This window comes from Chryseobacterium sp. Leaf404, from assembly GCF_001424145.1.
In the GTDB taxonomy this organism is placed as follows: domain Bacteria; phylum Bacteroidota; class Bacteroidia; order Flavobacteriales; family Weeksellaceae; genus Chryseobacterium.
The window spans coordinates 12,816-35,446 of sequence record NZ_LMQM01000005.1 but is presented as its reverse complement, the minus strand read 5'-3'; the positions used below and the strand labels follow the sequence as shown (position 1 = coordinate 35,446).

Annotated in this window: 29 protein-coding genes; 13 read left to right on the top strand and 16 right to left on the bottom strand. The window is 33.2% G+C overall.

Annotated elements, in window-relative coordinates:
• Positions 1–222: 222 nt before the first annotated feature.
• From ASG31_RS05330 to ASG31_RS05270, 13 genes are all read right to left on the bottom strand, one after another.
• Complete coding sequence (locus ASG31_RS05330) at positions 223–2,772, bottom strand: multicopper oxidase domain-containing protein (RefSeq protein ID WP_117585817.1); 2,550 nt, start codon at positions 2,770–2,772, stop codon at positions 223–225.
• Between the two features lie 3 nt (positions 2,773–2,775).
• On the bottom strand, positions 2,776–4,815 hold the full coding sequence (locus ASG31_RS05325) for a copper-translocating P-type ATPase (RefSeq protein WP_056028934.1): 2,040 nt from the start codon (positions 4,813–4,815) through the stop codon (positions 2,776–2,778).
• An 85-nt stretch (positions 4,816–4,900) separates the two neighbouring features.
• Positions 4,901–5,371, bottom strand: coding sequence for a heme-binding domain-containing protein (locus ASG31_RS05320; protein ID WP_056028932.1), 471 nt, complete (start codon positions 5,369–5,371; stop codon positions 4,901–4,903).
• 1 nt (position 5,372) lies between these two features.
• On the bottom strand, positions 5,373–6,032 hold the full coding sequence (locus ASG31_RS05315; protein ID WP_056012968.1) for a DUF3347 domain-containing protein: 660 nt from the start codon (positions 6,030–6,032) through the stop codon (positions 5,373–5,375).
• A gap of 39 nt (positions 6,033–6,071) precedes the next feature.
• Positions 6,072–6,593: a DUF305 domain-containing protein gene (locus ASG31_RS05310; RefSeq protein ID WP_056028930.1), complete on the bottom strand. Its 522-nt coding sequence runs from the start codon at positions 6,591–6,593 to the stop codon at positions 6,072–6,074.
• Between the two features lie 12 nt (positions 6,594–6,605).
• Positions 6,606–7,475, bottom strand: coding sequence for a DUF3347 domain-containing protein (locus ASG31_RS05305; RefSeq protein WP_056028928.1), 870 nt, complete (start codon positions 7,473–7,475; stop codon positions 6,606–6,608).
• Between the two features lie 226 nt (positions 7,476–7,701).
• Positions 7,702–7,884, bottom strand: a complete 183-nt coding sequence (locus tag ASG31_RS05300; protein WP_056012959.1) for a hypothetical protein — start codon at positions 7,882–7,884, stop codon at positions 7,702–7,704.
• 2,160 nt (positions 7,885–10,044) lie between these two features.
• Positions 10,045–11,205: a Fic family protein gene (locus ASG31_RS05295; RefSeq protein WP_056028926.1), complete on the bottom strand. Its 1,161-nt coding sequence runs from the start codon at positions 11,203–11,205 to the stop codon at positions 10,045–10,047.
• A 436-nt stretch (positions 11,206–11,641) separates the two neighbouring features.
• Positions 11,642–12,235, bottom strand: coding sequence for a hypothetical protein (locus tag ASG31_RS05285; RefSeq protein WP_056028922.1), 594 nt, complete (start codon positions 12,233–12,235; stop codon positions 11,642–11,644).
• Positions 12,236–12,265: 30 nt separating this feature from the next.
• A complete protein-coding gene (locus tag ASG31_RS18525; RefSeq protein WP_157844445.1) occupies positions 12,266–12,427 on the bottom strand; it encodes a hypothetical protein in 162 nt (53 codons plus the stop codon).
• Positions 12,428–12,448: 21 nt separating this feature from the next.
• Positions 12,449–13,009: an SHOCT domain-containing protein gene (locus ASG31_RS18715; protein ID WP_206549385.1), complete on the bottom strand. Its 561-nt coding sequence runs from the start codon at positions 13,007–13,009 to the stop codon at positions 12,449–12,451.
• An 89-nt stretch (positions 13,010–13,098) separates the two neighbouring features.
• Complete coding sequence (locus ASG31_RS05275; protein WP_131725503.1) at positions 13,099–13,281, bottom strand: hypothetical protein; 183 nt, start codon at positions 13,279–13,281, stop codon at positions 13,099–13,101.
• Complete coding sequence (locus ASG31_RS05270) at positions 13,281–13,541, bottom strand: helix-turn-helix domain-containing protein (protein ID WP_056028916.1); 261 nt, start codon at positions 13,539–13,541, stop codon at positions 13,281–13,283. Before ASG31_RS05270 ends, ASG31_RS05275 begins: the two co-directional genes overlap by 1 nt.
• A gap of 187 nt (positions 13,542–13,728) precedes the next feature.
• Between ASG31_RS05270 and ASG31_RS18855 the strand changes: the two genes are divergently transcribed.
• The 7 genes from ASG31_RS18855 (at position 13,729) to ASG31_RS05235 (ending at position 16,937) form a co-directional block, all read left to right on the top strand.
• Positions 13,729–14,394, top strand: a complete 666-nt coding sequence (locus tag ASG31_RS18855; protein WP_231433792.1) for an SH3 beta-barrel fold-containing protein — start codon at positions 13,729–13,731, stop codon at positions 14,392–14,394.
• A gap of 1 nt (position 14,395) precedes the next feature.
• Entirely contained in the window at positions 14,396–14,635 is a 240-nt protein-coding gene (locus ASG31_RS05260) for a hypothetical protein (RefSeq protein ID WP_056028914.1), read from the top strand.
• Positions 14,636–14,648: 13 nt separating this feature from the next.
• On the top strand, positions 14,649–15,134 hold the full coding sequence (locus ASG31_RS05255) for a hypothetical protein (protein WP_056028912.1): 486 nt from the start codon (positions 14,649–14,651) through the stop codon (positions 15,132–15,134).
• Between the two features lie 2 nt (positions 15,135–15,136).
• A complete protein-coding gene (locus ASG31_RS05250) occupies positions 15,137–15,379 on the top strand; it encodes a hypothetical protein (RefSeq protein WP_056028910.1) in 243 nt (80 codons plus the stop codon).
• A gap of 17 nt (positions 15,380–15,396) precedes the next feature.
• Complete coding sequence (locus ASG31_RS05245) at positions 15,397–15,759, top strand: hypothetical protein (RefSeq protein WP_056028908.1); 363 nt, start codon at positions 15,397–15,399, stop codon at positions 15,757–15,759.
• 106 nt (positions 15,760–15,865) lie between these two features.
• Positions 15,866–16,273, top strand: coding sequence for a hypothetical protein (locus ASG31_RS05240; protein WP_056028906.1), 408 nt, complete (start codon positions 15,866–15,868; stop codon positions 16,271–16,273).
• A 19-nt stretch (positions 16,274–16,292) separates the two neighbouring features.
• The gene (locus tag ASG31_RS05235; RefSeq protein WP_131725502.1) at positions 16,293–16,937 is read left to right on the top strand and encodes a hypothetical protein; all 645 of its coding nucleotides are present in this window, start codon (positions 16,293–16,295) and stop codon (positions 16,935–16,937) included.
• Between the two features lie 728 nt (positions 16,938–17,665).
• Here the strand turns inward: ASG31_RS05235 and ASG31_RS05230 are convergent.
• Positions 17,666–17,938, bottom strand: a complete 273-nt coding sequence (locus ASG31_RS05230; RefSeq protein WP_056028902.1) for a hypothetical protein — start codon at positions 17,936–17,938, stop codon at positions 17,666–17,668.
• A gap of 79 nt (positions 17,939–18,017) precedes the next feature.
• Here ASG31_RS05230 and ASG31_RS05225 point away from each other — a divergent pair, with 79 nt between their 5' ends.
• On the top strand, positions 18,018–19,076 hold the full coding sequence (locus ASG31_RS05225) for a beta family protein (RefSeq protein WP_082504484.1): 1,059 nt from the start codon (positions 18,018–18,020) through the stop codon (positions 19,074–19,076).
• On the opposite strand, the gene ASG31_RS05220 is transcribed toward ASG31_RS05225, so the two are convergent.
• Positions 19,057–19,623, bottom strand: coding sequence for a sce7726 family protein (locus ASG31_RS05220; protein ID WP_056028898.1), 567 nt, complete (start codon positions 19,621–19,623; stop codon positions 19,057–19,059). The two genes, ASG31_RS05225 and ASG31_RS05220, sit on opposite strands and share 20 nt — an antisense overlap.
• Before the next feature lie 178 nt (positions 19,624–19,801).
• Between ASG31_RS05220 and ASG31_RS18520 the strand changes: the two genes are divergently transcribed.
• The 5 genes from ASG31_RS18520 (at position 19,802) to ASG31_RS05200 (ending at position 22,311) form a co-directional block, all read left to right on the top strand.
• Positions 19,802–19,978 carry a hypothetical protein gene (locus tag ASG31_RS18520; RefSeq protein ID WP_157844444.1) on the top strand — a complete coding sequence of 59 codons (177 nt, stop codon included), beginning with the start codon at positions 19,802–19,804 and terminating at the stop codon, positions 19,976–19,978.
• A 69-nt stretch (positions 19,979–20,047) separates the two neighbouring features.
• Entirely contained in the window at positions 20,048–20,740 is a 693-nt protein-coding gene (locus tag ASG31_RS05215) for a hypothetical protein (protein WP_056028896.1), read from the top strand.
• Positions 20,722–21,087: a hypothetical protein gene (locus tag ASG31_RS05210; RefSeq protein WP_131725501.1), complete on the top strand. Its 366-nt coding sequence runs from the start codon at positions 20,722–20,724 to the stop codon at positions 21,085–21,087. Before ASG31_RS05215 ends, ASG31_RS05210 begins: the two co-directional genes overlap by 19 nt.
• Before the next feature lie 48 nt (positions 21,088–21,135).
• Positions 21,136–21,939 carry a hypothetical protein gene (locus ASG31_RS05205; RefSeq protein WP_056028892.1) on the top strand — a complete coding sequence of 268 codons (804 nt, stop codon included), beginning with the start codon at positions 21,136–21,138 and terminating at the stop codon, positions 21,937–21,939.
• Positions 21,940–22,068: 129 nt separating this feature from the next.
• The gene (locus ASG31_RS05200) at positions 22,069–22,311 is read left to right on the top strand and encodes a hypothetical protein (RefSeq protein WP_056028890.1); all 243 of its coding nucleotides are present in this window, start codon (positions 22,069–22,071) and stop codon (positions 22,309–22,311) included.
• A 29-nt stretch (positions 22,312–22,340) separates the two neighbouring features.
• On the opposite strand, the gene ASG31_RS05195 is transcribed toward ASG31_RS05200, so the two are convergent.
• The gene (locus tag ASG31_RS05195) at positions 22,341–22,616 is read right to left on the bottom strand and encodes a hypothetical protein (RefSeq protein WP_056028888.1); all 276 of its coding nucleotides are present in this window, start codon (positions 22,614–22,616) and stop codon (positions 22,341–22,343) included.
• Between the last annotated feature and the right edge of the window lie 15 nt (positions 22,617–22,631).

Sequence of the window (22,631 nt, the reverse complement as noted above, 5' to 3'; positions counted from 1 at the left end):
TTCTGGACTAAGTTCTTTCTTTATTTAGATTATCATGGTTTCATCACCGCATCACGCATTTGAAAAAGAAGAGTTAATCTAAAGTAAAGAAAGGAGGGATTGTTAATGATTGCTGTAAATTATAGCAACAAAATCCATCTCAAAAAGATGGATTTTGTTTTAACGTAAAATAAAGGTGTGCTAATATCTTTACATTACAGCATAACTCGCCGTAATTAGTAATTAATAATTAATCGAAATACCAAATCCCCATCCCATATCACTGTCATAATGTGTACGAATGCCCACATTTTTATTAATAATATATTTTAGTTCTGTCATATATTCCATATCGGTGTTGACCATAAAACCTGCTCTCAATCTTTTTGTAATGGGGATGTCTTCACGCATTAAGGAAAGACGTACAATACCATCGTGATAGACTTCCGCCTGAAAGTTTACTAGCATTGGCAAAGTGTACATCAAACCTAAACTTATGGCTCTACGTGTATCTTTTTCATTTTTCTGTCCAAATAAATTGGTTTCGTGTTCATCCATACCCATTTTACGATACCTCCAGTCAAAACCGATGAATGGCATAAACCATTGCATTTTACCAATATATCGTCCTAAATGAGTTTCTACTTCATAACCATGCATATCATTATAACCTAAACGCCATTCTGTACCTAAGCTCCATCTTGCATTCTGAAACATTGCATCACCATCATTTCCATTGGTAGCAAAATCGTTCTGAGCCATAAAGTGTGGCATATTGCTTTCTCTTTGCAACATATTATATGCTTGCCTTTTATCAGGCAAATTTGGATTTTGATAATCGTCAACTGCAAATACCCTATTCATTCCTGACATCATGTGATAAAGGATATGACAGTGGAAAAACCAATCTCCTTCTTCGTTTGCTAAAAACTCAATAGTGTCAGTTTCCATCGGCATTATATCTAAAACATTTTTAAGGGGAGATTTTTCACCTTTGCCATTAATAACTCTAAAATCGAAGCCGTGTAGGTGCATTGGATGTCTCATCATTGAGTTATTGTACATTGTGATGCGTAAAATTTCTCCTTTCTTAACAGGGATTTTATCAACTTCTGATAGGATTTTGTTATCCATACTCCACACATAGCGGTTCATATTTCCTGTAAGCGTAAATTTTAATTCTTTTACAGGTGCATCTTTAGGAAGTGAAGTACTATTCGGTGATTGTAACATTGCATAGTTAAGGGTTTTGATTTCTCCCAAAGCATTTGCATTATAACGGTTGGGATCATTTTCCATATTCATATTCATATTCATATTGTGTTGGCTATGGTCTTCTTTCTGCTTACTATCTCCTGTGATTTCAGGATACATTACTACGTTCATATCCATTTGGTTCAAGCTCATTTTCATTCCCATATCATCCAGATCTCCGTTCATCTTCATCATATCATTCATCATCTTCATCCCCTCAAAATATTTCAATCTAGGGAGCGGGGAAATTAACTGCTTTATGCCGTTGCCTACAAAATAACTTGCGGATTGTGTCCGGTCTTCGGTTGTAGCTAAAAATTCATAAGCAACACCATCTTCAGGAATTGTGACAACAATATCGTAAGTTTCGGAAACTGCAATGATTAATCTATCGACCTCTACTGGTTCTACATCATTACCATCATTGGCTACTACAGTAATTTTACCACCCGCATAACGCAACCAAAAGTAAGAAGATGCCCCACCATTTGATATTCGCAACCGCACTTTATCGCCTGCTTTCAGTGTTTTTCCATCAACTGTTTTTAAGTCGGTAGCATTATTTCCGTTGATTAATATTTTATCGTAATACACATCGCTAACATCCATTGCCAGCATACGTTTCCATTCGTTGGTTACTTTTGTTTTGAAATGACCTTCTTTGATAGCTTCTGCGTAAGATTGTGTAGCATTTTTTTTGATAGCCGCCCAATCATTGGCGTTGTGCAACATCCTGTTAATGTTATCAGGATTAAGGTTTGTCCACTCACTTAAAATGATGGGTTCGGTTGGCAAATCATCAATTCCTTCTCTAAAATTTTTATCATCCTCACGCTTTTTCATTACAAAACTGCCATACATACCGATCTGCTCCTGCAAACCCGAATGTGAGTGGTACCAATGCGTGCCATGTTGGATAATCGGAAAACGATAGGTATAAGTGTCGCCCGCCTTAATTGGCTTTTGTGTAAGCCAAGGCACACCATCCTCTTTATTGGGCAAGAACACACCATGCCAATGCAGTGATGTACTTTCTTTTAATTGGTTATGTACGACAATTTCGGCTGTATCGCCTTCAGTAAATGTCAACGTGGGCATAGGTATTTGACCATTTACGGCAATGGCTCTCTTTTCTTTACCTGCATAGTTTACTAGTGTATCTGTTACATATAATTCGTATCGAACTGTTTTTGGAGGTTTTGTGTTTACAATTCTTTTTACGGTTTGAGGCTTTTCTTTTGGCATAGACATATTGTTCATTTTGTCCACCTTTTTCGGCTGCTCTTTTGGAGGTATCTGCATTTCATCATTTTTTTTGTTTGATGACTGCTTTACCGTTTTAGCCTTTTCTTTTATCAATTTCATACCACACTTTGGGCAGTTGCCTGGTTTTGTGGCGTGGATTTCGGGATGCATCGAGCAAGTATAAGTTGCCTGTTGAACCTGTTCTTTTTTACTCATATCCATACCTTTCATATCCTGTGCTTGTGCAAAGGTGTACGTTGCAACGATGAATATTATTAATGTTATCTTTTTCATTTTTTATTTTTTTACTTTTAAAAAACTTGCATTGATTGCAACTACAACTGTGCTAACCGTCATTAAAACCGCACCTGCGGCTGGGCTTAACAATATGCCTTGCTTGTACAAAACACCTGCTGCCAAAGGCAATGAGATTACATTGTAACCCGTAGCCCAAATTAAATTCTGTATCATTTTACGATAGGTGGCTTTGCCAAATAAAATAAGATTTACAACATCCTTAGGGTTACTGTTTACTAAAACAATACCTGCGGTTTCGGCTGCAATATCACTACCGCTTCCAACTGCAATACCAACATCTGCAATTGCCAATGCTGGTGCATCGTTTACGCCATCACCTGTCATAGCTACGAATTCGCCATTGCTTTGCAGGTCTTTTATCTTTTCTAATTTTTGATGTGGTAATACTTCGGCAATAAAACTATCCATGCCCAACGTATCGCTTACACTTTTTGCTACCTTGTTATTATCACCGGTAAGTAAAATAGATTTGATATTATTTTCTTTCAAGGTCTTTATTGCTTCGGCAGCTTCAGGTCGAATTTCATCTGACAAAGCAATATAACCTGCCAACTCATTATTTACGATTACAAACACAACCGTTTCTGTGTCTTTGGCATTAAAGCCTTCGGGAATTGCTAAATTATTTTCTTTTAAATATCCCGGACTGACTATCAATATTTTTTCGCCTTCAACCATTGCTTCAACTCCTTTGCCTGTTATGGCATTAAAGTTTTCCGTTTCAGGAATGGTGATCGATAGGGCTTTTGCTTTTTGCAAAATGCCTGTTGCAATAGGATGTTCTGATTTTTGTTCTAATGCAGACGCAAGACGAATGATTTCATTTTCATTGAACTCTTTTTGCAGCGATACAATTTTTGACACTTCAAATCTTCCAACAGTTAATGTTCCTGTCTTGTCAAAAACGATAGTGGTTATTTTTCTTGAATTTTCAAACACTGTACGATTTTTAATAAGTAAACCATTCTTAGCTGATAATGCTGTTGATTTTGCAACAACCAATGGTACTGCCAAACCCAAAGCATGAGGGCAGCAAATAACAATTACGGTTACCATTCTTTCCATTGCAAAGGCCAATGATTGGCCTGTGAGATACCAATATAAAAATGTGGCCACGCCTGTAACCAATGCAATGATGGTTAACCACCTTGCCGCTTTGTCTGCCAGTAGCTGCGTTTGTGATTTAGATTTTTGTGCATCATCAACCAACTTTATAACCTGCGATAAATAAGAGTCTTTTGCAGCATGAGAAACGGTAACCTTTATTGAGCCATTACCGTTGATCGCACCTGCAATTACTTTATCGCCTTTTACTTTTTGTACAGGTTTGCTCTCGCCTGTAAGCATACTTTCATTCAGATAACTTTCGCCTTCTAATATTATTCCATCTGCTGCTACTTTTTCACCCGGCTTTACTAAAATAATATCATTCTTTTTTAATGTGTCGGTCTTCACATCATGCACCATGTTTGGCATTACCATGTGTGCATCGGCTGGCATTAACTGCACCAATAATTCTAATTCTTTTGAAGCTCCTGCAACGGATTTCATTTCTATCCAATGCCCCAAAAGCATTATGAGTATTAGGGTTGCCAATTCCCAAAAGAAATCCATACCCTGTAACCCAAACACAATTGCAACGCTGTAGATGTAAGCAACTGTTATGGCGAAGCCGATTAAAAACATCATGCCGGGGTTCTTTGCTTTTACTTCGTCAACCAATCCTTTTAAAAATGGAAAGCCGCCATAAAAAAACACAACGGTTGACAATGCAAAGAGTATGTATTGCGAACCTGCAAACTGCCAATCAACTTTCATAAAATGTTGTATCATGGTTGATAGCAACATGATTGGAATGGTTAGGATGAGCACAACATAAAACCTTTTTTTAAAATCGGCAATCATCATGGCATGGTGGTTATGTCCTGCCATGCCCATTGATGGGTTTGCTCCATGCTGCATATTGCTCATGTCATGCCCTGTATGGATTTCTTTATTTTCTGTATGTTGATGTTCCATATAAATAATTTTATTTGCAACAATCCTTTTTGCGAATATAGATTGTTTTAAGAATGGTGATTAATATTTTTTTTGTCCACTGCTTTTAATTTTCTATTGAAAGGCTGTCTGCTTTTTTGTTCATCCAATCCATTATCAAACTTTTTTGCTCTTTTGAGAGCTTTGCGTAGCTGTGCATTATTTTATATGAAGCTAAAGGCATTTCATCGTCTTTAATTTGGTTTGCTATTCCTTTCAATTTACTTATTTGCCTTCGACTACTAATACTGCCAAACTCACTAAAGTTTAATTTTTCTTTGCCATTATCAATATGCCTTTTCATCATCCACGCCATAGGCTGTATGTTGGAATACCACGTATTTTTGGTATTATTGCTATGACAATCGTAACAGGCATTTTGTAAAATGTTTTGCACATTTTCCGGAACGGTATAAACTTTTGCAAAATCGGTTTTGTCAACCTGCCCCTTATTTACATTGAGGGCAGGCTGATATAATTGTATAGCAATAAAAAAAAACAGTACTATTGCCAAAATTATCTTTATTACTTTTTTCATTTTATAAATCCTTTTTCACAGAACCGCAGGTAAGCATTTGGCTACCGTAATAAGGATTTTTAATTGCCTTAGCTTCGCTAATCCAAATAGCACCTTTGCCGTCATTGTACATTGGGCAGAAGTCCTGATACAGCTTTTGTGTAGTTCCAAACAAGGTAATAAGGTCGGAAACATCTTTACTTAAGGATGCGAAATGTTCTCTTTGGTGGTCTACCTTTCCTGCGTTGTCGCCAATATGTTCTGCATTTTCCTTGGCATCTTCAGCTATTTCCATATATTCTTTATGTTTATTTGCTGGGATAGCGTTCATATCCACATTTTTTAAGGTAGTAAACAATTGCTTTCCTGCATTAGCAGCTGTTTTGTCATTATCTGCAACAAGTGCATTTTTTAAAGCCAAATAATCCTTAATTATAGGTGCGATAGTAAACTTTTGAGTTTGCTTCACATCGGATTTTTCTGCCTCTTGAGAAGACGTATCCGTTGAAGTAACAGTTGCTACCGTATCATTGTGTATAGGTGATTGTAACTCCGGAGTTGCAGCAATTGTTGTGCTATCATTAGCTTGCTGGTCGCTATTTTTATTTGAAGATTGATTGCAGGAAATTGTTACCGTTGCAATTGTTACTAATGTAATGATTGAGAAAATTATATTTTTCATTTTATTTACTTTTGATATTATTGAAGAACTTTATCTTATTTATTTGTTTTCAAATTCATTTAGCTTATGCTTCATAAATTCGATTTCTTGTGCCTGTGTTTCCAGTATGTTTTTTTGTAACTGTATCAATTCGGGGTCGGTAAGCTTTGCTTTTTCAGACATTAATAATGCGGCTGCGTGATGCGGTATCATCCCTTTTACAAATTCCTTATCGCCCACATTTATTTGCTCCCGAATACCAAACCAAGAAAAGATGCCAATCGCAAAGGAAACCGTTATGATTGCCCAGTTGATTTTTTTGTTTTCATACATTCCTTTCATTATCAATAGTTCTATGATCAACATTGCAGAAATCATCAGCAATGTCATATATAAATTATTGATGTTCAGGATAAGGTTCTGTAAGCCGTCAATCATAGCATACATAATGAAGTACATAGCTATGAACATAGCAACAGCCATTACAGTAAAGCGTTTGTACATTGCTAAAGAATGATTAGTATTATGCTTTTCATTCTTATGATTGTGTTGTATTTCGTGTTGGTTTTCCATACTTTCCATAACAATTGCGTTTTATTTGTTATTAATAGTTTCCTGTACGCTTCCGCAAGTAAGCATTTTGGAGCCGTAATACGGATTTTTAATTGCTTCTTCTTTGCTTAGCCAATTTGCTCCTTTACCATTATTGTACATTGGGCAATGCTGATAATAAACAGGTGTTTCTTGTTTTGAAACTTTGGCTAATTCGTACATATTATTAGCCAGTAAAGCGAAAATTTCTCTTTGTTTGGTAACATCTTTTGCTACTGCAATTTTTTCTGAATTAGCAGTTAAATCTTTCATTACTTTCATCCAAACGGTATGTTCTTCGTTGGAAAGTTTTGTCATTTCTACTGCTTTAATTGCTTTTATCAGTTCAGAAGCTTTTGCGGATGAAGTACCTGCGTCGGTTTTCACCAAAGCATCTTTCACAGAAAAATAATTATCGAAAACTGCTTTCAGTTGTGGTGCATTTTGGGTAGTTGTCATTTCTTTTGAGTTGTGGTTACCGTGTTCTGCTTTCATATCCATATTTGCAACTTCAACTTTTGCAACTGGTTTTAATTCTCTGTTGTATTGGCAGCATCCGGATAGTTTAGCATATACATCATCTGGAGCTAAAAATTTCTCGCTGTCGTACCCTGCTAAAGCAATACGTTTCAGTATTTCATCCTGGCTTGTTTTTTTATCATCGTATTTAAGTGTAGCCATTTTGGTGTCTTTATTCCATTCTACTGTGGCTACATTTTTTACGTTTCCTGCTTTTTCAATTGTGGTTTTACACATATCACAGTTACCATATATTTTTACGGTTTCTGTTTTTGCATTTTTGATTTGTGCAAAACTGTTTACTGCTGATAGTAATACGGTGATTACCATCAATATTTTTGATATTGACTTCATTTTGAAAATTTTAAAATTAATAAGATATATAAAAGGATTGCGAAAACCGGATTTAGTTCTCGACAAGACGTAACTGTGGCTAACAAGCCATAGTTTTATCCTATTTTAGGCGGTTGCCAAAAAGAATGGTAACCCGAAGAATAATAGGTTTGTTTGAAACCGAATTTTTGCGTTTTAATTTCTGCAAAGTGGTTTTCTGTTTTTATATCTACCAGTATAGGTAAACTTAATGAAGATGAAGAAGTGCTACATTTGCAAGAACTGTGTTTACACTTACCGTTGCAGTCGTGACCATCGTTGCACTTAGTACAGGACTGATTCTTACATCTGCTTTTATGTTCTGATTTTGAATATTGATCTTTAGAGCAACTTTTCTGTTCTGTATTAGCTGTTTTTTTTGCACAAGCATAGCTTAAGCTTGGAATTAGAAAAAAGCCCAAACATAGTAAGATAATAAAGCTGATATGTTTACTAAAAGTTTTCAACACAACAAAATTATGAAATTATTTCTTTTTGATAGTTATAATATGATTATTTTATTTAAGTAAATGCAATAAGAGAGCTAGATTTGTTATCATTGGCAAAGTATGATGGTAATTATTTGATAATTCTTAATAAAATAGAATTTAATATAGCACCTACACTAGCATCTTTAAAAATAAAACCCTGTAAATCAGTAATTTACAGGGTTTTAAGTGGAGTTGGAGGGACTACATATAAATATTGATAATCAGATAGTTACATCTATATTGTAGCAAATATTGTAGTAAAACCTTATTTTATTTATTGTTTGCTTATTCAAATATACACATTATTCAGGGCGGAATCGCGGAAACGCGGAATATTACTATATCATGATGATTTCCAATCCTTTACACTTCCGCCACGCTTCCGAATTAGAAACTGAAATAGCGGAAATATTATCAATAATAAAAAGTTAACACTTTGATAATCATTGAAATATCACTATATTTGATCAGTCATTTTTGAGCCTGTAGCATTTTGCTTAGGCTTTTTTTTATGCCCAAAATCAATTTCTGAAGCGATCGGACGGAATATTGGCCGAATTGATAAACCTGCAAATCTGCACTTTTATAATATCGGTAATGCCGATGGCAGATAAAAACAGACCTAACAAATCGTTAGGGCTATAAAACACACGGAATTACGGGCATTTAGTTTTCACCGCATCTAGGGAAAACCTGCTCCATAAAATAATGGCTCAGGTTGTTCGTAATTCTATGATTAACTTCATCAGTCAGGATTGTCCAAATCTGGACAATCATCCACCTCCATGAAATAGTAAGCAACCCTTTTTAATTTGGCCGGAATATCGTCCGATTAGGCCTCCCCAAAGTTGGGGTGGGTAACATAAAACACAGCGACCTTTACTCGCTTCATCAAAAACCGAAGCAAATTTATGAGGTATTCTAAATAGGCAAAATTCTCCCTAATTAAAATTTGTTGTAAGTGATGTTGTAAATATTATAATTGATTTTCCACCCTTCACCATGATGGTGAACCCTGCCCAAAATTGGGCAAGCCTAAAAGTAAAGTTATCCCTCTCCTCTCAATGACGAACGTCTGAAAATATTCATTTCCATAAAAACGGGAATTTCCGCTTTTACCGCCGGAAGCATATTAACTAATATAAACTAATTCCTCACTGGACGAAATTTTACGCTCAGTGAATTGAATCAGATTTTTAAAGATGGGAATTCCCCTTTTTAAGTAGTTACCTTCGTTTAATTTTAAGGCGTTCATTTCGTTCAGTTTTATAGGTAAAGAAAAATGTTCGTACCCTCAGATTTTGCTTCGGTTTTTGATGAAGCAAACAGACCCTCTCACACGCGCGTACGTTGTGACCTCAATAAAATCTTCAATGTACTATGAATAGGGAGTTTTAATTTATCCATTTTTAAGCGATAAAAACATGAATTGATGGATTTATAAAAACGACAATCATCGTATTTACTTTTTGCCATTTTGAGCAATAACCCTTGTTCGCTTTCCCGTTTGGGAAAGCAAAGAAACCTGAAGTAATTAATTCTTACACCAGATGTGAATAATACTCATATCAGGCCTCAGAGCGCAGCAAGATTTTTTCCATATCACACGCACACGCGTATGACTTCCAAAAAATCTAAAGAAGCACTATGAATACGGGAAAAGTCGCTTTTATTGAAATATGAATTTTCCAGATTTTCGCGCATGCGTGTATGACCTCGAAAAAATCTTCACAGTTCATTTAAAACAAGAATCCACACGCACGTGTTGTGACTGCCCAAAAATCTTCCCATGGTGTTTAAACGGGCTTTTCCTGTACACGCGTTGTGATTCCAAAAAAATCTTTGAGCATAGTTTAAAGCAGGATTTCTCACGCGTATGTATTGACTTCCAAAAAATCCGATAAGCCCTAACAAACACTTGATTTCCTACGCACGTGTAGTGACCTGAATAAAATCTTCAAAGCCTCTGTTTATCAGCATTATTTTAATATTTCCCAAATGGGAAAAAAGTTGATTAACAGAGACTTCTAATCGCCTTAAATTATAGAGTAATAATAAATTTATAGATCTTTTACTGGTAGAAATCCTTCTAAATCCAATAAATGTATTACTCCTCTTAAAAGGTGGTTGTTTTCAAACATCAAGATATACCTTCTCGCTCCCTCTTCTTCGGGAATTAGCATCTTTTTATCAACTAACTTCTTTATTTCCCTTGAAATCTGGGACGTATTTTTACCCGCAAGAATCTCTTTCAAATCTTCATTTTTAACAACTTGTAAATCCACCGCTTTCTTTAAAATTTTGGCTTCAATATCTGTTATGAATTTTCTTTCAAGTGAATAACTAATTGCAGGATTAAGAATCTTTGTTTTAAGATAGTTATAATCTGAAAGTTTGTCAACTTTTTCAATTTCTTCTTTGAGGCCTTTAAGTACATATTCACACCATTCTAGTATTCCCCTATTATCTCCAGTATCAGCTTTGGAGAGCATGTCATAATAAACGTTTCTATTACTGCAAAAAACAGCTGTAGGATTAACAATTCTTCCTGCATTGATGTTCAAACCATTTTTTACCAACATCGCATATGTGAATAGCCTCACTGTTCTACCATTTCCATTTCCAAACGGATGTATCCATACAAATCTGTGATGCGCAATAGCCGCTTTTAAAAGATCATACTTAGTAGGTTGCTCCAAATTAATATAAGAAAAAAGTTCTTCCATATATGTGTCTACTGTTAGGGAATCAGGAGGTATGTGCAAAGAGTTACTAATAATCAGATTGTGATTTCTATATTTGCCAGGTGTAAGATCACCTTCACCTTTTGGAGGGGGCGGCAAATCCTTTACTGCAATTTTATGTAAATCACTTATAAATCTTTTGTCTATAGGATAATCTCTGACATTCTCCTCTATATACTCCATAGCTTCATCAATATTATCAATTTCTAATAATTTGGAACTATAATTTTTGGGAGTACTATCTATTTTCGTTTCAACATACTCTGCTATAGTTGTATTGTTACCTTCTATTCTTGCAGAACCCATACTTTCTAGCCAGTGAAATACATTTCTTAATTGAAAAAAAACTTCCGGATGAGTTGAACCACCTAAGTCTTTTTTTCTCAAATATTCAAGTTCTATAATAAGATCCGTAATTGGAGAATCAAAATCGGGTTGTATAGATGTTAAATCATAATGATTAAACTTTGCAGACATATAAAATTATTTGCAACAAAGTAAATAATTATTTGCTTAAAATAAAAAAATTATTTGCAAACAATTTCAATAAAGCACCTATAAGCAAGGTTTTATAACATATTATAGCACTAAATTATTTGCTTAATTATATAACATACATTTGCCATTATGCAATACAATACTTGTCATTAGTATAATAAATATTTGTCAATCTGACTTTGATTTAATTTAAGCGCTTCGATAAAATTGAAATGATTTGTTGATATATTTTTTACATGGACTTCGATAATTAACTAGCGCAAAAGTTTGCTCGTTACAATCGTTTCCATAAAGTTGTGGAACCGAAATTTGGCTGCCGAATTTTCCGCCACCAAATTTCCTTTTATGGGGTTCGAAGATAAAAAATGTTTCGCTATATTTCGTGTGAAAAAGGACTGTCCAATTTTGGACAATCTTATTTTCTATCAATCATAAAATCCAAAATACTTAAATCTGGAATATACTCTTCTTTAATCGATATCAATCGTTTTAGTTTAGATTCTTCCTTTGTTGGTATTCCTCGGTAAGTCTTCTTCCGATGCTTTTTATAATATTCCTCAAAAACCTTTTCTGATAGTTCTATTTCCATAGCTTTTTGAACTTTGCGCCAGTTCTTAGATAAAACCTGATTTTCATAATAAAGCTCCGAAAATGCAGATCTATGGTAATAATAACCATCTTTCAAATGTAAGGTTCTGCAGATTTTTTCAGTTTTAGGACATACAAAATACCAAACAATACCTTTTCCCAGGTTTGAAGGCTTAGAAATCAGCTGGATTTCATATCTGATATTTAATTCCTGCCGGTATTTGTAAGATAGAATAATTATCCCCTCATTATTAAATATTTGGGATTCTATACCGATTGATCCGGTACGCTCACCGCCTCTATAGTACGATAATACCCCATTATCAGAGTGGGTATTTGCTTTTAAATATCGCTTTATATCTTTTATTGAAAGACTTCTTAAATCTTCAACATAATCTAAATACTGTTTAATCCGTGGCATCGTTTGAAACCTAAATTATTAAGGAACTTACTACTTTTTAGAAAGCCACTGTATATTTTCCTTTACTCTATTTTTACTTTTCTTAGTATCGGGTTTAAGACCTTCTAAAACCTCAGTACAAAGTTTTCTTTTCTCTTCCTCAGTTAATATATTGAGGATTGTTTTTGCTGTGATGTAGTTCGCATTGCTCATATTACCATTCTTTAAAAATTTTCACTTCAATATTTTAGCTTTTTCAATCTCAAATTCTTCAGGCGTAAGTGTACCGGCATCTTTAAGCTGTTGCAACTTCTTAAGTGTATCATATTTTGATTCCTGGCTAACTACATTTACATCTTGAATCTTTTGAATGCAGTCTTTTATTTCGCAGGTCTGGATTGCATCCTCTATAAATAGATTCCCATTTGTGAAGTTACCCATACCTACTACAAAGAAGACCTTTTCACCGCCTCTTTTGTTTTTCTCTACCTTGATCTTTTTAATTATAACGGTTTGGCCGGACATGTTTCTATCTGCTCCCATTCCGTACCCGTCGTTAAAATTACCCATGGCATTAGATACCAAAGACATTGTATTTCCAAATCCACCCATTTGCAGATAATTAAACTTACCATCCGGAGCGGTTCCTTGTCCTAATGTGATTGTGTCTCCTACTTTGTATTCGATAGTGTTGGATGCTTTAAAACTTATGATCTTATTTCTTTTCACATCTAATTGAGCCTGAACCATTCCAATGCTCAGGAATACCAGTATAAAAGTAATTATTCTATTCATTTTTAAAGTTTTCGCTAAAATAATGCTTTTCACCTACTGAGGATTACGGTTTTCTGCAAAAGAGAAAAAAAATTGTTTTTGACTGTGCATTATTTTGCTAATTCTCTGGTCATTGCGATTATCGCATCTATTTTAGCCTTTCGGCTGGCGGCGTTCGATCCCACTCGTTCACCGCCATTTTGCTTTTTGGAAGCGTTTTCTTTGTCACTCAAATACTTGTAGATGTGTGCTAATGGTATTTGATCTAATATTTTTTTGCTTGAAACAGTCATCATTTATTTTTTAAATACCCTATTACGATTTCATTTCCGTTTGAATCTTTCTTATAAATCGGCTCGCCATGGTTTGGGTTCTTCTCGAATAATTCTAGGAAAGGAACTTTTAAAGCATCGGCTATTTCAATCAACCTATGAAGTGTAGGATTGCCGTTTAATGACTTAGATAAACCTACCTCAGTAATATTTATCATTTCTGCTAATTCACGCTGCATGATTCCCTTTTCATCGCAGATTTCTTTAATTCTTAATTTCATAGTTATACTATTTCTATAAGTGCAAATATACAAGATTCTTTACTAATTGTATAATTGAAAGTTAAAAATATACTAACTGTATAAATTTTAACAAAACTTTAACACTTTGACTATTGTTTATAATTAAACTATCTGTATATTTGCAATAGATAATTAAACAATCAGTATAACTCAAACATCAGAAATCATGGCAACAGTATCAACTTCAAGAGCAGAAAAAATCGCAAGAAACATTAACGCAATGGACTTGAACTATAACTATAGTGACGATATGAGAACTTACAGATTCTTTTCAAAATTAGAAAAGCAATTGAGAGAAATTCTTTCTACACTTTCTCAAGAAGATAAATTGATGATCGCTCAATTATGTAACGATGCTGAAGCCGCATTTTTCGGACTTAACAAAGAAGAATTAACAAAAACAGAAGATATGAAAACACCTACTACATCATTCAGAAAAACAGTAATGCTTAGAGCTTATCACATTATGGCCACAACTGGTAAAGAATGGGCTATCTGTCTAAAGAAGGCGTGGCAACTTTACCGCCTTAACAAAGAAATGCACAAAGGCGAAGTTACTTTCTACTTTGAGAAAAATGATGGTTCGCTTAGAAAAGCAGTAGGCAGTTTGAAAATGGATTCTATCAATTACGAATTTAAAACAGACAATCAGCCGAAAGTAACAACTTTTACATATTTCGATATCGAAGCAAACTCTTTCAGAAGTTTTAAGATTGAAAACTTTATGATGGTAGAGCAACCGAGAACCCCAGAAGTGAAAGCAACTGCAGTTTTGAAGAAAACCCCGGCAAAATTAATCAGAATCAGAAGAGCACACCTAAAAAGCGCATAAAATGGAAAAACATCAATGTATCATAATTCAGATGCAAAACGAGACTTATGTTTCTTATCTGAAATTGTGCGAGGTCTTAAAAGAAGCACCCAGATCAGAAATATACGATCAGATAACCGATTGCAAAGACAGTAAAAAACTTTATCAGATTAAGGCTTTTATCGATAATGAAAGGCAATCTTTTGAGCAAAGAGTAAAACCAAATCACGAAAACTTTTTCAGAAAATTATTCAATCTTTAAAAATAAAAAAATCATGATAGCAAATATTCAAAAAATACAAAACCAAACCTCAGATAAAAAACTAACTGGTAGACTGTACAACATAAAACCAGTAACCCATGATGAAAATTTCGTTTTCTCAATAGGTATTTTTTGTGTGGATTTAAACGCTCAACCTATGGTTTGCGGATTGATTTCAATTAACGAATGCCGCGAGTTTAATAGTGATAAAGAACTTGCCTTTGATGCTATTGAAAACGGTCTGATGTCAAATTACATGAAATCATCTTTAATATCGTTAACGGTAATTCTTTCAGAAGCTAAACTATTGCATGATGCTAAAATGCTGTCTAACAACGAATTTGTTTCAATGTTTTTAACAGTTCGGTCAAAGTTTCAGCAAAAGTTTAGAACATTGAGAAATTCTTACATGAAACATTTAGCTGAGACAAACAGAATTAACAAAAATAGCCTTAACAGACTTCGTGCAGACCTTGCGGCATTAACTATTGAAAATTAAACATGAGAACATTTAAAACCATCCAAAAGAGCGATTATCAGAATGTTAAATTTTTGATTGATCAGAATGAAGCACTTTTTAATGCTAAAAAAATCGATAAAAAAAGATTTATCAAAAATAGTTTGAGTATGGCCGCCCATTTAGAAAATATGCTCAATGGTCACGCATCACCACAAAAGAGCGATTTAAGTCCTACAATGCTTGAATTTCAAATTGAACAGCTAAAGCCACAGAACAGAAACTAATCTAAAAAAATGAGGTTATGACACCAGAAAACCGAAAAACAGCCGACAAATTGATAAAAGCGATTCAAGACAATATTATTTTCGTTGCATTTCAACATAAGTTAATCGAATTAAGTCGGCTTATTGGTGGTGTGAATGAAGAGAAGATTTCTAAATTTTCATTGATTAGTCTTTATAATGTGTTTTTCTGCCTGCCAGAAATAGAAGCGCACCCAGAAAGAAAAATTGAGAATCATTTTCAAATATTGATGAACATTTTTAACCGAAAGATCCAGCTTTATACTTTCTCTCAAATAATCAATGGTGATACTGAAGAACTTGCAAAATCTATTCACTCAGAGTGGCAACAGATAATGCGAGAAATAATAAAGAATGAATAATAAAATTTTGCCCGGCGTTCGTTTCATAATAATTTAAAAACAAGCTTGCAGGCGTTGAGAATTAAAGAATTACAAAGGGCAAATTTTCAATCAAAACAAATTTTACATGAATACACTCATTAAAACAGAAAACGGCGAAAATATAGGCTTAAATATTGTCGATGGCGAGAGCATTGAAATTAATTTCAGTAAGAAGAAAATTATACTTACTGAAGATGATTTGAAACAGCTTACCTCATCGATTAGAGAACACGAAAATAATTTTGATTCTGTGGTTTTCAGATGGCTTCAAGTGAAGATTACAAATTATTCAAAAAAAGAAATGGAAAAACTTTCTGATGAGAGATTGTTTGCATTAGCCAGATATAACGACAAAAACCCACCTCATTACAAAATTTTCACCATGAATTTAAGATCAGAACTTTTCAAACATCATGGACTGCCAAAAGCAAATTACAAACTTACATTCAAGCAAAAAGCATTTCTCTATGCTCACGGACTTTCAAGAAACTAAGAACCATAAAATAATCAGTATGAATTTTTTAATAGGATATTGCCCGGATTGTAAAGGTATTAGAGTTACTACCCCTTACAATAAAAAATTAAGTGCTGCACTAATCGAAACTTTAAAAGGTGATTTGGGCGACATTTTCACCACGTCGAAAGTAAAGTTTAACCAGTTGGTAAAAAATCATAATTTAATTATCCGACAAATTTCTAAAGATTTTTTAGATATTTGGAATTGTTCAACATGTGGATGCACAGAGATATGCAAAAAAGTGAGAACTTTCAAAGATGCATGCTCAATATTGAAAATACCAGACGTCGTACCAGATTATTCAATATTGCCGTCATCAATGCAAATAAGACTGGTTGCAATGTACAAATTGATAATAATTACAAAAGTATTAAATGAAGGTTGGGAGCCGGAATATGAAGGTAGAAATAATTACGTGACTTTCTACCCATTAGGTTTCTATAATTCAGATCAGGAATTCCCTTTTAAACATGAATTCGGTATGCATGAAGCTTGGGAAGGCTCAGATATAGACTATCAGGGTGCAGGCCTATTAATGTTTAAAGACCATGGTTTAGGGCATTATGCAGGCGTACAATTTAGAGATTTATATCTGGATTTATACCAATACCCAGAATCATACTTGAATCGCTATCAATAATCAAAGTGGTTTTAAACCACTTTTAAAATCCTTTTTCAATCGAGAAGGGATTTTTTATTTTCATAATATACTGATTATTAACTTTTTTACCAAATTGTGGAGATAATGAAATACATATCATTTGTTATGTAAATATTTAAAAGTGGGATTTTACCACTATTGAGTTATTGCCCAAAATGGCAAAAACTATAAAACGGTTTTTAACCGTATTTAAATGTGATTTGAACTCACATTAAGATTGCACAATTTTGTGCAGTCCTAATCGATTGGGTTTATCCGAAATTTAGGATAAAGTATAATATCGTTTTTGGCGACATTATACCCCTGCTCAATTTTGAGCATGCCTATTTATAAATATTGGTCTTTTTGAACTTCTGAACCTTTATAATCCGAAAGCCTTTATTTATAGTAGCTTTGCGAAATTGCAAAGGTTCATTTAAGTTCAAAAGGTTCATTTGTAACTGTGGAGAACCTCAGATTCTACACTCTTAACTTACTGTAAATCAAGCGACATAACAAAACGGTATATCGATAAAATCAAATTATCAGTTTAATTTTTATGCAGGAAATTAACATGTTGGTTTAGTTGTACATTTTTTTAGGTACATTTTAGATGCACGGAATTGCGGGTATGTAAAACCTCATCGCATAATAAAATGTTCATTTTGCAAATCTGAAACAATCTGTATCGATAGCCAAATATTTTTTGATACAAATTGTACCAAAATTTATTCACCGCTTTTTGAAGCTTTTCCGAAAGGTTCCGGCAACCTCTCTGGATCTGGCTCATGAACTATAAACAGATCGAAAATCACAAATCTGCTATCTCCTATTTTACAAGAATTGAACTTAACAGTTCCTCTAAATTTATCTCCCTTTTTTAAATGGCTCACAATGTAGTTATCACTTTTTCTATAAACGAGATCTACTTCAGCACCGTCCTCCATCATTATCCTTGTATGACGCTTTTTTATCTTTAAAACTATTCCAGTGATTTCCATTTTGCGAGTGTATTAAAAAGTTCCGTATTTATACTGATTAAAATATTAGTAAGTAATTATACATTGGCATATTTAAAACATTTATTATGGAAAACAAAATTTACATGCCTATTTTAAAAGGCAAAAAAGAGAATTCGATGCATTAAAAACACTTGGAATAGATGTAAAATCTTTAATTCTACCATTAATTGAAGTTCCTTCTGTTCCTTGGGATTATGTCAATGATAGAGAAAATTCAACAATAGAAAAACAGATAGCATCAACGGTAAAAAGTATTGTAAGTGTTTGGGATAGTAGTGACGCAATTCTTCTAGATACTAATAATTTAGATGAAAGATTTAACGGAAATAAATTAACAATAAATGCTTTGATGGATGGTCTCATAGAAGAGGAATATTCTCCAATACCAGTTATTCATATCAATACATCAGATGATATTTTGCAGCAGTTAGTTTATCAAGAAAATATCTGCATAAGGGTGAATTTTGAAGACCAAGAGGAATTTGACATCAATGATCAGATTAAAAGAATACTAGAAAGTGTGGGTTGCAAATTATCAAACGTGATATTATTGTTAGATATGAATTATCTACTTCCACAGAATATTCACATGGCCCAAGTATCATCAAAGGCATTAATCAATTCAATTAACAATTTAAATCAATTTAAAGATTTTTATTTTGCTTCTACAAGTTTTCCTATGAATCTTAGTAGCTGTAAAACTAATTCTACAACACAAATTGATAGAATAGAAGTTGTGTTGTATAGGTATTTCGAGCTGCAGGCAGACAAACTAACTCGAATGCCGAAGTTTTCAGATTATGTCATTTCAAATCCTGATATAGAAGGAATGGATCCTAGATTGATGACAATAGGTGCTTCTATAAGATATACAGATGAAAACACTTGGTATATTTTTAAAGGTGCGTCGATTAAAAAACACGGTTCAGAACAATATTATGAACTAAGTCGAAATATCTTAAACAGTGGCATTTTTAGTGGCGAATTTTTTTCATGGGGAGATAAACAGATAAAGGACAAGGCAAATGATATTGGGGGACCAGGAAACTCAACTACTTGGCGACAAATAGGAACAAATCATCACATAACCTTTGTTGTTAAACAGATTTCCAACTAGTTCGTAATTTTAAAAAAGATCTAACATCATTTTTTATAATATCAATATCTAATACTTCAGAAATATAAGTCCAGATAGTTTTTTTGGACTTATATTTTAATGATCTCGGAAGAGCATATCTATCGATCATTATTCCTAATTCTTCTTTCCACAACAACTGTAGGAGAGAAAATGATGATACGCTTTTATTAATTCTAGCCTTACGTCTTTGATGGATTTTAATTTCGCTGTCCTTTTCTTCAACTTCTATAATACCCCACCATTGCGGTACATGTTCTTTAATTGAAGAAGCAAATTTTTTCGATGTTACAATATTTAAAAAATCGAAAACTTTGTTATATTCTAATATCTGTCCGGCAAGTCTATTAAGGGTATCATGATCAGATTTAATTTCATATCCCACCATTGTACCATTTATTACCGCGATATCTATTATAGAACTTCCTAAATTTAATCCCATCTCATCAATAACCTTTGTATCTGGCTCTGAGAAATGATTAATGAATTCTATATTTTTTATAGCTGTTCGAATTTTATAGTCATTCATACCGGACAAATATACATATTATCTTAAAACTTATCATCCCACTTTTCAAAATCATAACAAGACCTTTTCGGATAAAGTCTTTTTAAAACTATACTTTCAACAGCTCTGGTGCCACTAATGAAATCCACTTCTACCAAAACTGAAATTCCAGATCCAAGATTTAAAATTCCGATCGCGTATGTTGAGAATTGTTTTCAGGCTTCACACATGGTTTTTAGTTCCTAATATTGCCGACAAACTTAATAAAGGCAACAGTACCCTGACTAATAATCAGCAACAAATTGAAAGGAGTACAAGGAAGGAAATTCACGCCAAGATAAAAACAAAATATTTTAGAAATACTGCAAGAGTTTAGTGTTGAGATAAAAAACGTAACTATTGAATGATTAATCTTTTGTAAATTCGACAAGAAAACTAATAGATCATGACATTGTACGAAAAAATCAACAGCAATAGAGACATTCAATTTTTTAAAGAATATTCTTCATTTTTTATTTTGCTTCCAACAATTTTTGCAGGATTAAAACAATCATTAATATTGCTAATTTTAAATAGAAATGTTTTAACCTTCTTCTCGGTTTCTCAATTGATTTCAGATGGGATTGTATTAACGGCTGTTTTTGCTTTCTTAGTATTTTGCTCGACATTATATAAATTGGCTGCAGATAGATTTATTAAGAAAAATATTTACTTACTAATCATAGAATGGGTTGCAACTATAGTTGGATTTGGGCTATTTGCTTTTGCTAAGCATTTTATTCTGGAAAATTATGCTTATGCAATCATGTACATATTTGTATTGATTTTTATTTACACTTCTTTAATCCTAAATAAAGATCTAGTGATGAAGGGTTTATTATATTTACTTCTTCTTGTATCTGTAATAGGAATAGATGCTCTAATGAGTGTTGACCCAAATGAGGAAATAAGAAATGTTAAAATAACAACTGAAAAAGTGCGAGAAAAATATCCAACATCATTTTTATTGTACTATAACGACCAATACTTATTTTATAGAGCTGAAAATACGAGCCGAGAAATTTTAGTAGTAAAAATTGATGAAATGAATACACCGAATACGAACGTCTCACAAAAAACATGGAAGCAGACTTCTTAATTCTCACGCCTACTTTTATGGGATATGTTGAAGATGTGATTTTCGGCACCGAACAAAAGGATTTGAGATATTACTGTTTCCACTTCTACAATGATTCTTATCTCTCACACATATTTCAAAGGCTTTCTTACCGTATTGAGAAACTTTTGAAGCGAACGGATGCTCAGAGATTTCCGAACCTCGCAAACGTCTTTATTAACCTTTTAATTTACTTGAAAGAACCAATAGTCAGGAAGGATGATGAAAAATACAAAGCTGAGAATTATCTGTATTGGCGCAATGTCGCAATTTCTGATCAGCAGTTGGCTTATAATGGAAGTTTCAGAAAGTATTTAGTTACATTGTAGTTTGGCTTTTTGAGAAGGCTTTTTATTATATTTGCGAAAACTATAATTATGGATTTAACTTTACAACAAGTAGTTGGTTGGGCAGGAGGTACAAGTGTCATAATATCTGGAGTAGCTTATTTAATTGGTCAGTTAGTTATTAATAATAAAAGTGAAAAATTTAGATTTAAAACGGAATCTAAACTAAAAACTCTTGAAAATCAGCTTTCTGAAAAATCTTCATTCATTAATAATATGATAGATGTTCAGAAATCTACATACGGTTATAGTCAAGAAAAAAGAATTTTAGCAATCGAAGAAGTTTGGCAGTTAATAACGCAATTTAATTTTGAATTTCCCTATACCATATCTATAATTTATAATGTCTTAACTGAAGATGAAATAAATGATTTATACAAATCGTCAAAGCAAATAAGTGAGAGAGAACAACTTCTTCTTGAGTTAAAAGAAATGCAAAAAAGCACTTTCTTTGACTATTATAAAACTTTGCAAAAAAAACTAACATATCATCGTCCATTTTTAGGAAAAAAATTACATAAAAGCATTCTTGTAGCAAATATATTTTATAGTAGATTGATAATGTTTGTTGAAAAATGTGTTATTAATGAACAGTTAGTCCATTGGCATTACGATAAACCTACAATGAATCTACTTAAGGATTATTTAAGTACAGATGAGTATGAATTTATTATTAAATGCAAGGAAAATGGTTCTTTAAGCACTACAATTGGACTTTTAGAAACAAAAATTTTAAACAATATCGATGAAATAATTACTGGCAATGTAGCAACAATATCATCTATTGAACAAGCTAAAGAATTTGAACAATTAATAAACTTAGGAATAAAATAAAAATATCCTCTTAATTAGGGCTTCATTTTCTTAACTTATTATCCGTATAAATACGGAATTTAATTTTTCCTATTTGCCAAAAGAAAAATTATTCTTATCTATGTGATCTAACACTAAAAAGAATTTATTATGCCAAAAAATGAACAAGGTCAATTAGTTTGCGTGAACCATCCTGATCAGCCATTAGAAGCCGAACAACTGATAGCATTGCCAAATATTGAAATCAATGATGGTTTTATAGATTTTCTAAAAACCAGTACACCTGCATTTATGTATTTTTGTAATGAGTGTGGATACATGGAATTTTACACTGCTAAAGGTACAGGCGAGCCACCTAAAGGTGCAACCGTAAAATATCATGAAAAGAAATAAGTAAAGCCTCAAAATTATGAGGCTTTCTTTTAATCTGTAGTGTTCATTCTCTGAACCTCTAACATTTCCTTTAAAGTTCTTCCAACTCCTACATCTTCATTAGATTCATTAAAGCCCAATGATATAGCAATAGCTTCAAGTGCTGATGGATGACTGTCGTCTGTGCTAACGTTAAGACCATTCTCAATAAGTTGATTTCTTTGAATCTGTACTGCCAAAGATAACCTTTCATAATCAGACATATCAGGAAAGTCTAATTTTAAATCTTTTTCAATTTGAAAATAAGTTTGAATTTCTGTTCTCATATAAAAATTTTTAGG

Coding starts and splice junctions, on each gene's coding strand:
- ASG31_RS05305 (WP_056028928.1), bottom strand. CDS start 7,475: ATGAAGTCAATATCAAAAATATTGATGGTAATCACCGTATTACTATCA.
- ASG31_RS05210 (WP_131725501.1), top strand. CDS start 20,722: ATGGAAGCAGACTTCTTAATTCTCACGCCTACTTTTATGGGATATGTT.
- ASG31_RS18525 (WP_157844445.1), bottom strand. CDS start 12,427: ATGAGCAATGCGAACTACATCACAGCAAAAACAATCCTCAATATATTA.
- ASG31_RS05255 (WP_056028912.1), top strand. CDS start 14,649: ATGATAGCAAATATTCAAAAAATACAAAACCAAACCTCAGATAAAAAA.
- ASG31_RS05250 (WP_056028910.1), top strand. CDS start 15,137: ATGAGAACATTTAAAACCATCCAAAAGAGCGATTATCAGAATGTTAAA.
- ASG31_RS05275 (WP_131725503.1), bottom strand. CDS start 13,281: ATGACTGTTTCAAGCAAAAAAATATTAGATCAAATACCATTAGCACAC.
- ASG31_RS05315 (WP_056012968.1), bottom strand. CDS start 6,032: ATGAAAAATATAATTTTCTCAATCATTACATTAGTAACAATTGCAACG.
- ASG31_RS18715 (WP_206549385.1), bottom strand. CDS start 13,009: ATGAATAGAATAATTACTTTTATACTGGTATTCCTGAGCATTGGAATG.
- ASG31_RS05220 (WP_056028898.1), bottom strand. CDS start 19,623: ATGAATGACTATAAAATTCGAACAGCTATAAAAAATATAGAATTCATT.
- ASG31_RS05260 (WP_056028914.1), top strand. CDS start 14,396: ATGGAAAAACATCAATGTATCATAATTCAGATGCAAAACGAGACTTAT.
- ASG31_RS05310 (WP_056028930.1), bottom strand. CDS start 6,593: ATGGAAAGTATGGAAAACCAACACGAAATACAACACAATCATAAGAAT.
- ASG31_RS05200 (WP_056028890.1), top strand. CDS start 22,069: ATGCCAAAAAATGAACAAGGTCAATTAGTTTGCGTGAACCATCCTGAT.
- ASG31_RS05300 (WP_056012959.1), bottom strand. CDS start 7,884: ATGCTTGTGCAAAAAAAACAGCTAATACAGAACAGAAAAGTTGCTCTA.
- ASG31_RS05285 (WP_056028922.1), bottom strand. CDS start 12,235: ATGCCACGGATTAAACAGTATTTAGATTATGTTGAAGATTTAAGAAGT.
- ASG31_RS18855 (WP_231433792.1), top strand. CDS start 13,729: ATGGCAACAGTATCAACTTCAAGAGCAGAAAAAATCGCAAGAAACATT.
- ASG31_RS18520 (WP_157844444.1), top strand. CDS start 19,802: ATGTTGAGAATTGTTTTCAGGCTTCACACATGGTTTTTAGTTCCTAAT.
- ASG31_RS05205 (WP_056028892.1), top strand. CDS start 21,136: ATGGATTTAACTTTACAACAAGTAGTTGGTTGGGCAGGAGGTACAAGT.
- ASG31_RS05325 (WP_056028934.1), bottom strand. CDS start 4,815: ATGGAACATCAACATACAGAAAATAAAGAAATCCATACAGGGCATGAC.
- ASG31_RS05320 (WP_056028932.1), bottom strand. CDS start 5,371: ATGAAAAAAGTAATAAAGATAATTTTGGCAATAGTACTGTTTTTTTTT.
- ASG31_RS05230 (WP_056028902.1), bottom strand. CDS start 17,938: ATGGAAATCACTGGAATAGTTTTAAAGATAAAAAAGCGTCATACAAGG.
- ASG31_RS05235 (WP_131725502.1), top strand. CDS start 16,293: ATGAATTTTTTAATAGGATATTGCCCGGATTGTAAAGGTATTAGAGTT.
- ASG31_RS05195 (WP_056028888.1), bottom strand. CDS start 22,616: ATGAGAACAGAAATTCAAACTTATTTTCAAATTGAAAAAGATTTAAAA.
- ASG31_RS05295 (WP_056028926.1), bottom strand. CDS start 11,205: ATGTCTGCAAAGTTTAATCATTATGATTTAACATCTATACAACCCGAT.
- ASG31_RS05245 (WP_056028908.1), top strand. CDS start 15,397: ATGACACCAGAAAACCGAAAAACAGCCGACAAATTGATAAAAGCGATT.
- ASG31_RS05270 (WP_056028916.1), bottom strand. CDS start 13,541: ATGAAATTAAGAATTAAAGAAATCTGCGATGAAAAGGGAATCATGCAG.
- ASG31_RS05240 (WP_056028906.1), top strand. CDS start 15,866: ATGAATACACTCATTAAAACAGAAAACGGCGAAAATATAGGCTTAAAT.
- ASG31_RS05215 (WP_056028896.1), top strand. CDS start 20,048: ATGACATTGTACGAAAAAATCAACAGCAATAGAGACATTCAATTTTTT.
- ASG31_RS05330 (WP_117585817.1), bottom strand. CDS start 2,772: ATGAAAAAGATAACATTAATAATATTCATCGTTGCAACGTACACCTTT.